This window comes from Paenibacillus senegalimassiliensis (assembly GCF_001486585.1).
In the GTDB taxonomy this organism is placed as follows: Bacteria; Bacillota; Bacilli; order Paenibacillales; family Paenibacillaceae; genus Fontibacillus; species Fontibacillus senegalimassiliensis.
On record NZ_LN909046.1, the window covers coordinates 432,981 to 445,368 of the forward strand.

Here is a 12,388-nt window from a genome sequence, read left to right on the forward strand (position 1 = left end):
AACAGGAGGATTTGACCTGATGAATGTGGTTCAAGAACAACTATCATCCGCTCAACCGCTGGCTGAGGTTTATGTAAATCAGTTCTCTGCGGTCGAGTTGTTATATGAAAGTGATCCGGCTCAGTCCACGAGTTGGAGTAAGCGTGCGGCATGGCTGGACGAATCCGAGCATACACGTCTCGGAAGGGCTGACCTAGCGACTTATCTGCGTGGGTATAACCGTGAGTTTAACCCACATCCGGCTGTGGAGCAGGCAATTTCTGAATTGGAGCAACCTGGAGCGGCGGTCATTGTAGGTGGTCAGCAAAGCGGATTGTTTACTGGGCCGCTACTGGTTATTTATAAGGCACTGACGGTAATCAAAGCGGCCAAGAAGGCTTCAGCTCAATTGCAGCGTCCGGTGGTGCCGGTATTCTGGATTGCCGGGGAGGATCATGATTGGGATGAAGTAAATCATTCTTATTTTTTGTCTCCGGAGCTCCAGGTCGGGCGTATTCGTGTCCATCGTGATGCGGTGGATCGGGGCCCTGTCAGTTATACCAGCGTTAGCTCGAAGGAGTGGGAACGAGCGGTGGCTGAGCTGGAGCAACAGCTTCCGGACAGTGAGTTCAAGGCGCAACTATTGGACATGGCACATCAATTGCAAGGCAAGGATGCATCAAGCCTGAGTGAGATGTTTGCTCGACTGATGGGCAATTTGTTTGGCAAGTACGGACTAATACTGCTGGATTCAGCAGATCCCAAGCTACGCCAATTGGAGCTTCCGGTTTTCGAGGCAATTATTGCTCAGAATGATGAGCTTGAGAGTGCTTATTTCGATGCAGTGCGTGATATGGCTGATTTGGGCTATACCCCCTCTGCTGAAGTAGCAGAGGGTGGAGCCAATTTATTTTATGTTGACGACCATGAGCGTCGGTTGCTCTTCAAGCAGTCGGGCCGCTATAGTGATCGTAAGCATAAGGTATCCTTCTCACAGGAAGAGCTGCTGGCTGAACTGCATAAGTATCCGGAACGCTTTAGTAATAATGTCCTTACTCGTCCGTTGATGCAGGACAGCGTGCTGCCGGTACTGGCTACAGTGCTGGGTCCTGGGGAAATATCATATTGGGGGCTGACTCGGCGTGCCTTCCGCAAGCTGGGCTTACGTATGCCATTGCTGCTTCCTCGTGAGTCCTTCACGGTTGTGGAACCGACGGTGCAGAAATATATGAACAAGTACGCGCTGAAGTGGAATGATGTGAAGGAGCGTGAAGGCTTCCGTCAGAAGCGCGAAGCTTGGCTGTCTGCTCAGGATGCATTGCAAACCGATACCCGATTTGATGAAGTGATTGGGACATTTACAGATATGTACAATCCGCTTATTGAACAGTTATTCAGCATTGACAAAGGTCTACATAAGCTTGGCGGCATCAATCGGGACAAGATTATCGAGCAGATGAATTATCTGCGGGGCAAGACAAAGGATGCACTAGCCAGAAATCATGACACCGGCCTTCGTCAGTTGGACCGGATCGAATTATCCTTGTTCCCCTTGAATAAGCCACAAGAGAGGGTTTACAATATCTTTTATTATCTCAATCGGTTTGGACTTGACTGGATCGATGGTCTGATGGATATTTCTTATGACGAGACTGGGAAGCATCGCATTATCTATTTATAGGAGGAATATGATGAGCTCAACAGCTATTCAGAACAGCATTATCACTGACTTGAAGCTTGCACCAGAGGGGCACTTGAAAATTGATTGGGTCGAGGCTCACATGCCTGTGCTCAATCGGGTACGCAAGCAATTTGAAGCCGAGCAGCCATTTAAAGGCCTCAAGGTGACCATTTCGCTCCATTTGGAGGCCAAGACAGCTTACCTGGCCAAGGTAGTGCAAGCGGGTGGAGCTGAAGTGACGATTACCGGGAGTAACCCATTGTCCACGCAGGACGACGTCTGCGCAGCTTTGGTGGAGGACGGTGTTACGGTGTTCGCCAAGTATAATCCGGAGCCTGAGGAATACAAGGCTTTATTGGTTAAGGCGCTGGAAACCAAGCCAGACCTGATCATTGACGACGGGGGAGACTTGGTCTCGACACTACATTCCGAGCGTCCAGACCTGCTGGCTCAGGTCCGGGGTGGAGCCGAAGAGACAACGACGGGGATTTTGCGTTTGAAGGCCATGGATAAGGAAGGGCAACTGAAATTCCCGATGGTTGCTGTTAACGATGCCTATTGCAAATACTTGTTCGATAATCGTTATGGTACAGGCCAATCGGTATGGGATGGCATCAACCGTACGACAAACCTGGTGGTTGCCGGGAAGACCGTTGTAGTAGTAGGTTACGGCTGGTGTGGCAAAGGGGTTGCTATGCGGGCCAAGGGTCTTGGAGCTAATGTCGTAGTTACAGAAATAGACGCCATTAGAGCAGTAGAGGCTTACATGGATGGATTCCAAGTGATGCCGATGCTGGAAGCGGCCAAAATAGGCGATTTCTTCGTGACGGTTACTGGGAATCGCGATGTCATTCGTGGAGAGCATTATGACGTAATGAAGGATGGAGCCTTATTGTCTAACGCTGGTCACTTCGATGTGGAAGTGAACAAGCCTGAACTTCAGGAACGTTCTTCCTCTGTACGTACGGTGCGTCGTAACATTGAAGAGTATCAGCTCAAGGATGGTCGTAAAATCTATTTACTGGCAGAGGGACGTCTGGTTAATCTGGCAGCAGGAGATGGGCATCCGGCCGAAATTATGGACATGACATTCGCACTACAGGCATTATCGCTGAAATTTGTGAATGAGCAATATCAGCAAATCGGCAATACAGTGGTGAATGTGCCTTACGAGCTGGATGAGCAGGTAGCCCGCTTTAAGTTGGAGAGTCTGGGACTTGGCATCGATGCTTTGTCTGAAGAGCAACGCGTTTATCTTGATAGCTGGCAAGAGCATTAATAGAGGTTGTTCAAAAAGTCGTCTTTCCAGATGTCGAGCAAGAATTAAATAAACAGACTTAAGCAGGGCTAGCCCGCAGATGAAATCTGTGCGGACTAGCCCTTTTTGTCGCTCCATAACGTCCTCGTCCTTCTTTGTTTCAAAAAAAATTATGAACATTAGAAGGAATTTAAAGCTCTATGCAGAATAGTTACTTATCATAGTGGTGTAAAGTGGTGTAAAGTGGGGGAAAGAGGTAAGGAGTGAGGCAACAATGTTTATGGGGGAATTCCAACATAGCATTGACGATAAAGGCCGGATTATTATCCCGGCTAAGTTTCGTGATCTCCTCGGAAGCTCTTTTGTGGTTACCCGCGGTCTGGACCAGTGCTTATTCGTCTACCCCTCGCAGGAGTGGGAAGTGCTGGAGCAGAAGCTGAAGGCTTTGCCACTGATGAAATCCGACGCACGGGCGTTTACCCGATTCTTCTTCTCTGGTGCGACGGAATGCGAATGGGATAAGCAGGGAAGGGTAAACCTGCCGGGCAATTTAAGACAGTACGCCAAGCTGGAGAAGGATTGTGTCGTCTTGGGCGTGTCGAACCGGGTAGAAATTTGGAGTAAAGATACCTGGGAACAATACTTCCAGCAATCGGAGGATACGTTTAACGAAATTGCTGAGAAGCTTGTGGATTTTAACTTTGATCTTTAACACTTTAGGTTTGGAGGCGTAGGTCTTGTTCCATCACATCACGGTACTCAAAGAAGAAGCGACAGAAGGGCTGCGCATCAAGCCGAACGGTATTTATGTGGATTGTACGCTGGGAGGCGGCGGGCATAGTTCGGTCATTCTTTCCAAGCTTGGTCCCGGAGGAAGGCTTATTGCCTTTGATCAGGATGACTGGGCGCTGGACAATGCCAGAGAACGACTGTCGTCTTATGCAGACAAGTTGACATTGGTTAGAAGTAATTTTCGTTATTTGGAGCAGAAGCTATTGGAGATTGAGGGTATCCCGCAGCAAGATGGGGTTCCTCAGGTCGATGGAATATTGTTTGACCTTGGCGTGTCTTCCCCTCAGTTTGATGAGGGACAACGCGGATTTAGCTATAATGCAGATGCCAGGCTGGACATGCGGATGGATCAGTCCGCACCGCTAACAGCTTGGGAGATTATTAACGAGTGGCCTGAGCGTGAAATTGCTCGCATTTTGTTCCAATATGGGGAAGAGAAATTCTCAAGACGAATTGCCAAGGTGATTGCCGAACGACGTGAGCAGAGTTCGATTGACACTACGGAGCAACTTGTTGAGTTGATTAAGGAAGGAATTCCGGCAGCGGCAAGGCGAACAGGCGGGCATCCGGCCAAGCGCAGCTTCCAGGCTTTGCGTATTGCGGTCAATGACGAACTGGGCGCGTTTGAGGAAGGGCTTCATGCTTCTATTCGCTGTCTGGCGCCCGAGGGCCGGGTATCCGTCATTACGTTCCATTCTTTGGAAGACCGTATTTGCAAACAAATTTTTGCGGGATACTTGGAGAAATGTACTTGTCCACCGGACTTTCCCATGTGCGTGTGTGGGGGGAAAGGGACGATCAAATTAGTTAACCGCAAACCTATCGTTCCCTCGGAAGAGGAGTTATCCGATAATTCGCGGGCCCGCTCAGCTAAGCTGCGTGTGGCGGAGAAATTGCAAACATTAGTGGAGGAATTGTAGATGGCATATACACGGGGAAATTTAGCAGTTCAGGAACAACAATCGAAACGCAGCAACCCCTCACAGCGTTATCGGGAAACAACCAAGGTGGTCACGCGCCGCTCCCCGTTGCCGGTTCGGGAGAAATTGCTGTACATGTTCACGGTCATGTTTTGCGTAGCTGTCATGGCGGCTATCTTATGGCAAAATGTGGCGCTTTACAATATCAAGCGTCAAATGTTTAATTTGAATACGGACGTTCAGGCCATTACTACGGAAATTAAAGAACTTTCCATTCAAAAGCAGAAGCTGGAAGAACAAATTCCGGAGAGAGCGATGAATGAACTAGGATATGTGCAACCTGAAGTTGAAGGTTTGCATGTTCAGGTTCCTGAAGGCGCGAATACGGATGCAGGCCAAATTGCTGACAATGAGGAGACAAAGACTGCGGATAGCGTAACTACCGCTAAGAAATAACAGTCAAAAGAGGTTGTGCCATGATTAAGAGAATAAAGCTGCGAACACTGCTCATAGGGGGAATTATCACCCTCTTTTTTGCTGTATTGATGGGGAGAGTATTCTGGCTGCAGGTCGTTCAGGCGGATTTCTGGCAAGAGCATGCGGAGAAGCTTTGGTCCACCAAGAAGACTTTGCCGGCCACGCGGGGCACGATTACAGATCGAAACGGGGATGTGCTGGCGGTGGATGCGCCGGCGTATACAGTAGCCGTCAATCCTGAAATTATTAATAAATATCAACTTCAGGATGAGATTGCCGTAGGCCTTAGCAAGGTTCTTGGCAAAAATGAGAGTGAACTGCGGGATATTATCGGGGCAGAAAAAGCCGATGGTAGTGGTTATTACGCCCAGCGTGAGGTGCGCAACGAAGGTTGGAAGATTGACCAGGAGTTGCGCGATCAGGTGCAGATCTTCATCAATGAATTGAAGGAGAAGCATAACAAGCTGGAGGACGTGGGCGTTTATCTGATTAAGGATCAGAAGCGATATTATCCTAAACATAGCCTGGCTGCTCATGTACTGGGTTACACGGATCGGGAGGGCCATGCGGTATCGGGTCTTGAGGCTTATTTTGATGAACAACTAAAGGGCACTGATGGATCACTAGAGTATAAACGGGACGGGCGGGGGATTGAGATCCCGAAGGCCAGTGAGATATACACGCCAGTTCAGAACGGCGATGACCTGAAGCTGACGATCGATTATACCATTCAATATTATATCGAAAAGGCGATGCAAGAGGCCTTCGCCCAGCTTCAGCCGATCAGTATGACAGTCATTGCTGCAGATCCGAATACGATGGAAATCCTCGGTATGGCCAATATGCCTACTTATGATCCAAACGAATATTGGGCAGATGTGGACCAGAAGAACTTTTACAATCATGCCATCAAGTCGGTTTATGAACCGGGTTCGACTTTTAAGATCATTACCTTGGCCGGAGCGGTTGAAGAGAACTTGTTGAATCCTAACGCGACATACAAATCGGGGAGCATTCGGGTTCCGGGGCAAACGATCCATGACTTGAGAAGATCAGGTTGGGGCGAAATCAGTTATCTGGAAGGGATTAAGCGCTCCAGTAACGTTGCCTTTGTTAAATTGGGATATGAGATGCTGGGTCCCGAACGGCTGAAAGCTTATGTAGATCAGTTCGGTTTTGGTCAGAAGACCGGGATTGAGTTACCCGGCGAATCCAAAGGGATTGTAAACCCGGTTCAACAGGCTGACTATGCAGCGATGGCTTATGGACATGGTAAGCTTCTGGTTACGCCGCTGCAACAGATTGCTGCCGTATCGGCGATTGCCAATGGAGGTCGACTGATGGAGCCTCATATCGTCAAATCCATTACAGATACACAAACTGGAGAAACGGTAAAAACGGAACCTAAGTTAATCCGACAAGTGATTACTCCTCAAAAAGCGAAGGAAGTCGGCAGTTACCTGGAGCAAGTTGTATCTGACCGCGAAATCGGTACGGGTCGCCATGCTTACATCGAAGGCTACCGAATCGCAGGTAAAACGGGGACCGCAATCAAACCAGTCAACGGGGTATACGATTATACGAAGCAGGTCGTTTCCTTTATTGGCTATGCACCAGTAGATGATCCGAAGATCGCTATCATTGTATTGATTGATGAACCCAAGGATTCGGAGCTGGGCGGGGGGACAGCGGCGGCCCCGGTATTTAAGGAAATTGTCAGCCAAACGCTTCAATATATGGGCGTACCTAAGAGCACTGAAGGCGACGCGGCAAAGGGATCAGGTAAAGTTAGCAACGCACGTAAAGTACCCGATCTCAAAAAGTTGGCTGTACTCGATGCGAAGAAAAAGCTGGCGGACGAGCAAATCTCCTATGCTACCCTCGGAACGGGCACGGAAGTGATCTCCCAGTTCCCGAAAGCAGGAACTACCTTGAAATCGGGTCAATTCGTATACCTGCTGACCGAGGAGGGGGCGTCAATAAATGTGCCTAATCTGAAGGGAGAATCGCTCAGGGATGCCGTGGAACTGCTCTCCATCTTGCAGATTCCAGTCACGGCGCAAGGCGAAGGGTATGTGGTATCTCAGCAGGTGATTGAAGACAATGGTGGAAGAAGAGTTGAACTGACGCTGCGGCCTCCAGATGATGAGGGGGACGGCGAAGACGAAGAAGCTTCTGGCGGTGAGCAAGAACAGGGAGAAACGACGGAAGAAGCAGCAAATACAGACAGTGGCGAAGCCGGCGGAGACTCTCCGTAGCTTGTTCTAACCCCAGGTTGTCCTGAATACTCATGAGATGAGAACATTCATGTGTCAGGGTAGATAGGAGGGCAACCTGTGAAAATTTCCAAGCTTACTGTCAGAAGAAGATTGTTCTGGCTCTTGATGATGTTGTGTGTGTTGTTTACCGCACTTGCCGTGCGCCTGGCCTATGTACAGATTGGGAAGGGTGCGGAGTTGTCTGCCAAGGCGGAGGACTCATGGCGCCGCAATATTCCTTATTCCGCCAAGCGTGGAGAGATTAGCGATCGCAGCGGCAATGTGCTCGCTTATAATATTACAACACCTACCGTTATGGCTATTCCGGTGCAAGTCAAGAACCCGGAGCAGACGGCCAAAAGCCTAGCACCTCTGCTGGACATGGGTGAAGACATCATCTTCAAATCAATCACCAAGAGACAATCTATAGTCAGACTTCAGCCCGGCGGACGTAAAATTACGATGGAGAAAGCGCAGCAAATTCGTGATTTGGCTCTGCCGGGCATTGTTGTCGCAGAGGACAACAAACGCTATTATCCCTTTGGCGGATTGGCGGCTCATATTCTCGGGTTCACCGGTGGTTACAGTCAAGGCTTGACTGGCGTCGAGAGCAAATATGATGAACTGCTTAGCGGAATGAACGGAAGTGTCTCTTATTTGTCGGATGCGGGCGGACGTTTGATGCCTGGCTCTTCGGAGAAATACGTGGAGCCAAAGGATGGACTTAATTTAACCTTGACCATCGACAAGACGGTTCAAAGCATTATTGAACGCGAACTGGATCAAGCTATGAACCGACTACAAGCCGACTCGGCCTTGACAATCGCAATGAATCCCAAGACGGGTGAAATTTTAGGTATGGCTGCCAGACCAGGTTATGAGCCGGGAGCATACCAGGAATATGATGCCGAAGTCTACAACCGTAATTTACCGATTTGGATGACCTATGAGCCGGGTTCCACCTTCAAGATTATTACGCTCGCTGCAGCCCTGGAGGAGAAGAAGGTTGATTTGCTGAATGATCGCTTCTTTGATCCCGGATACGTGAAGGTGGGCGGAGCGACGCTTCGTTGCTGGAAGAAGGGTGGACATGGAAGCCAAACCTTCTTGCAGGTGGTAGAAAACTCTTGCAACCCTGGCTTTGTAGCTCTGGGGCAGCGTCTGGGTAAGGAGAAATTGTTCGAATACATTCGTGACTTCGGGTTTGGCAGCAAAACAGGTATTGACCTGAACGGTGAAGAGAACGGTATTCTGTTCAAATTGCCTCAGGTGGGGCCGGTGGAGCTCGCGACAACTTCATTTGGCCAAGGGGTATCGGTGACGCCGATTCAGCAAATTACTGCGGTGTCGGCTGCAATAAATGGTGGCAAGCTTTACAAGCCTTATGTAGCAAAGGCATGGACCCATCCTGAGACGGGAGAGGTGATCTCTGAGACCAAGCCTGAACTGGTAAGGCAGGTCATCTCGGAAGAAACTTCCGAGCGTGTCCGTACGGCCCTGGAAAGTGTGGTCGCTAACGGCACGGGGGGCAATGCTTTTATCGACGGATATCGGGTCGGCGGGAAGACAGGGACAGCACAAAAGGTCATCAATGGCCGGTACTCTCCAAACGAACATATCGTGTCCTTCATTGGCTTCGCCCCGGCAGATGACCCGCAAATTGTTGTGTATACGGCGGTAGATAATCCCCAAGGCATTCAGTTCGGCGGGGTAGTAGCGGCACCGATTGTCCGCAATATTATGGAAGATGCATTAGAATATTTGAAGATTCCTCCACGCCAGCAGCAGGTCGCCAAGAAATATAAGTATGGGGAAACACCGATCGTTACCGTACCAGACCTGATTGGGCATACTGCTGGGGAGATTTATGAGGATATGAATATGAACTTCAATCTGGCTAAGTCGGGCGCAGGCAACGTGGTCATTAATCAAGCCCCGAAGGCAGGGGCACGAGTAGAGAAGGGGTCAACGATTCGTATTTATATGGGGAAGGAAGCAGATGCGGAGCAATTGCATAATCACAGTGAATAAATTTCCTGAACTTTGCAATATTTGGTGATAATATAGAGTGAGTGTATTGCTCTATGCGTCAACATAGAGAACGTTGTTGAATTTAACGGAGGGGTATCTATGCAGCTTAAGGAATTGGCGACTTATTTGATGGCATCACAAATTCAGGGCGACGAAAGTACGGCGTGTACGGGCATCGTCATCGACTCGCGGAGAGTGCAGCAGGGTGATTTGTTTATTTGCCTGCCTGGACATACGGTGGATGGGCATGATTATGCCCAGCAAGCTGCCGATCTAGGCGCAGCCGCGCTAGTAGTGGAGCGGTGGCTGGAAGGCGTATCGCTTCCTCAATTGAAGGTGAAGGACAGCCGGGTAGCCATGTCGATCCTGGCTGGGGTGTACTTCAAATCGCCAAGCTCACGAATGAAGGTGATCGGGGTTACCGGCACGAACGGCAAAACGACGACGACGTATTTAATCGAACGTATCTTGCAGGATCAGGAGCACGAGACGGGTCTGATCGGCACGATTCAGCGTCGCTTCGCTGGACGGACGTTCCCGATGTCCGGAACGACCCCCGAATCGCTTGAGTTGCAGTCCTATCTGCATGATATGGCCGATGACGGCGGTGAGTACTGCGTGATGGAGGTATCCTCCCATGCGCTGCATCAGGGGCGGGTAAAAGGAACGGCCTTCCGTACCGCCATATTCACCAACCTGACGCAGGATCATCTGGACTACCATAATACGATGGAGGAGTACCGGGGAGCGAAGGCCTTGTTCTTCTCGCGGCTGGGCAATACGTATGCGGACAGCTCTGATAAGCGCAGTTATGCGGTGCTGAATGCAGATGATGAGGCTAGCGCTTATTTTGCCAAGCAGACAGCGGCGGAGACAATTTTGTACGGAGTGGACCATCAGGCGGATGTTTGGGCATCCGCTATTTCCGTCACGTCCAAGGGAACTTCGTTTCATGTAGAGACTTTTCGGGGAAATACGGACATTACCTTGAAGATGGTTGGGAAGTTTAATGTATATAATGCCCTTGCTGCGATCTCGGCTGCCTTGCTGGAAGGGATTGAACTTGAGCAAATCAAGACGAGTCTTGAAGCCATCCACGGGGTTGAAGGACGTGTGGAAGCGGTGGACGAAGGACAGCCCTTCGCTGTCATTGTTGACTATGCCCATACCCCGGATGGACTGGAGAACGTGCTCCGTACCGTGAATGAATTTGCCAAGGGACGTGTCATTTGTGTCTTTGGCTGTGGCGGAGACCGGGATCGTACGAAGCGTCCGTTAATGGGGCAGATCGCCGCCAAGTATGCGCAGCATGTCATCATTACCTCCGATAATCCGCGGACAGAAAGTCCGGATGCCATCTTGCTAGATATTGAGCAGGGGCTGATTAAGGACGGCGTGCCGGAAGATAGCTATGAGCTTGTGGTAGACCGCCATAAGGCCATTCAAAAGGCTATTGAAATGGCAAGCCATGACGATGTAGTATTGATTGCGGGGAAGGGTCATGAGACCTACCAATTGATCGGCTCCAAGGTATTTGATTTTGATGATCGAATTGTAGCCAGAGAAGCGATAAGGGGTTTGGCAAAGTGATTAAGAAAAGCTTAGCGGACATTGCCGCCATGTGCGGTGGACAGCTACAAAATGCGGAGGATGCAACACTCTCCATCGACGGAGTTGTTACAGACTCACGGCAAATCAAGGCGGGTTGCCTGTTCGTTCCGCTCGTGGGCGAGCGGTTTGACGGGCATCAATTCGCTGCCGATTGTCTCGGGGCCGGCGCAAGCGCCTGCTTGTGGGAGCAATCCAAGGGAACACCGCCGGGACCAGCCGTCCTGGTGGACGATACGCTGGTAGCGCTCCAGAGGCTTGCCAAGGCGTACCGGGAAGCGACAGGAGTCAAGGTAGTTGGCATAACGGGAAGCAACGGGAAGACGACGACCAAGGACCTGGTATTTGCCCTCTTGTCCAAGAAATATAAAGTGCATAAGACTCAAGGCAATTTCAATAATCATATTGGCTTGCCGCTAACCCTGCTGGCCATGCCGGAGGATACGGAAATTACGGTGCTGGAGATGGGGATGAGCGGCCGCCACGAAATCGAGCTGTTGTCAAAGCTTGGGGAGCCGGAGACGGCCATTGTGACCAACATTGGAGAATCCCATCTGCTTCAGCTTGGCTCTCGGGAGGAGATCGCTCGCGCCAAGCTGGAAATCCTCGCAGGAATGAAGCCGGGGGGACTGCTTGTTTACAACGGGGACGAACCTCTCATTGCCAGCGCTTTGGCAGAGCCAGGTACGACCAAGCCTGAGCGCCTTCAGACCATGACCTTTGGCTTGACGCCACATAATGACCTGTATCCGTCCGGAATGATGTTCATGGACAACCGTACGCTCTTTACACCATGTGGTGAACAGGCTGATCCTGTGGAACTGCCGCTCCTCGGAGAGCATAACGTATCCAATGCTCTGGCGGCCATCGCTATTGCTCGTCATTACGGTGTGGGTGAAGCATCCATCCGCGAGGGGCTGGGTGAAGCAGAACTAACGGGCATGCGTATTGAGATCGTAGTCGGGGAGAGCGGAATCACAGTGCTTAATGATGCTTACAATGCTAGTCCCACTTCGATGAAAGCCGCAATCGGTGTTCTGGGAACTATGAAAGGCTATCGGCGGAAAATTGCTGTTCTAGGGGATATGCTGGAACTTGGACCGGATGAAGAAGCTTATCATTACGAAGTAGGAGCTTCCCTGACGGCGGACAAGGCGGATATGCTGTTTGCCTATGGCCCGCTCTCCGGGCACATTGCCCGAGGAGCACAGGAGCATTTGACACCCTCCAGCATCCATGCATATACTGATAAGTCTGAGTTGATAGGCAAGCTGATTGAACATTTACATCCGCAAGATGTCGTCCTGGTCAAGGCCTCCAGAGGCATGAGACTCGAAGAGGTCGTTGAAGCCGTCAAATACAGCAAGCTTGACCAACCATAACA

Annotated in this window: 9 protein-coding genes; all 9 read left to right on the forward strand. The window is 50.3% G+C overall.

Annotated features, from left to right (window positions below):
- Positions 1-19: 19 nt before the first annotated feature.
- Entirely contained in the window at positions 20-1,660 is a 1,641-nt protein-coding gene (gene bshC / locus BN3279_RS15970; RefSeq protein ID WP_059052170.1) for a bacillithiol biosynthesis cysteine-adding enzyme BshC, read from the forward strand.
- A gap of 10 nt (positions 1,661-1,670) precedes the next feature.
- The gene (locus BN3279_RS15975) at positions 1,671-2,939 is read left to right on the forward strand and encodes an adenosylhomocysteinase (protein ID WP_059052171.1); all 1,269 of its coding nucleotides are present in this window, start codon (positions 1,671-1,673) and stop codon (positions 2,937-2,939) included.
- Between the two features lie 253 nt (positions 2,940-3,192).
- Positions 3,193-3,630: a division/cell wall cluster transcriptional repressor MraZ gene (gene mraZ / locus BN3279_RS15980; RefSeq protein ID WP_059052172.1), complete on the forward strand. Its 438-nt coding sequence runs from the start codon at positions 3,193-3,195 to the stop codon at positions 3,628-3,630.
- Between the two features lie 25 nt (positions 3,631-3,655).
- A complete protein-coding gene (gene rsmH / locus BN3279_RS15985) occupies positions 3,656-4,630 on the forward strand; it encodes a 16S rRNA (cytosine(1402)-N(4))-methyltransferase RsmH (protein ID WP_059052173.1) in 975 nt (324 codons plus the stop codon).
- Positions 4,631-5,086 (forward strand): hypothetical protein, encoded by a 456-nt coding sequence (locus BN3279_RS15990; RefSeq protein ID WP_059052174.1) that lies wholly within the window; start codon positions 4,631-4,633, stop codon positions 5,084-5,086.
- A gap of 20 nt (positions 5,087-5,106) precedes the next feature.
- Positions 5,107-7,365, forward strand: a complete 2,259-nt coding sequence (locus BN3279_RS15995; protein ID WP_059052175.1) for a penicillin-binding transpeptidase domain-containing protein — start codon at positions 5,107-5,109, stop codon at positions 7,363-7,365.
- 78 nt (positions 7,366-7,443) lie between these two features.
- On the forward strand, positions 7,444-9,396 hold the full coding sequence (locus BN3279_RS16000) for a stage V sporulation protein D (protein WP_059052176.1): 1,953 nt from the start codon (positions 7,444-7,446) through the stop codon (positions 9,394-9,396).
- Between the two features lie 99 nt (positions 9,397-9,495).
- Entirely contained in the window at positions 9,496-10,986 is a 1,491-nt protein-coding gene (locus tag BN3279_RS16005; RefSeq protein ID WP_059052177.1) for a UDP-N-acetylmuramoyl-L-alanyl-D-glutamate--2,6-diaminopimelate ligase, read from the forward strand.
- Positions 10,983-12,386: a UDP-N-acetylmuramoyl-tripeptide--D-alanyl-D-alanine ligase gene (locus BN3279_RS16010; RefSeq protein ID WP_059052178.1), complete on the forward strand. Its 1,404-nt coding sequence runs from the start codon at positions 10,983-10,985 to the stop codon at positions 12,384-12,386. Before BN3279_RS16005 ends, BN3279_RS16010 begins: the two co-directional genes overlap by 4 nt.
- Positions 12,387-12,388: the final 2 nt, after the last annotated feature.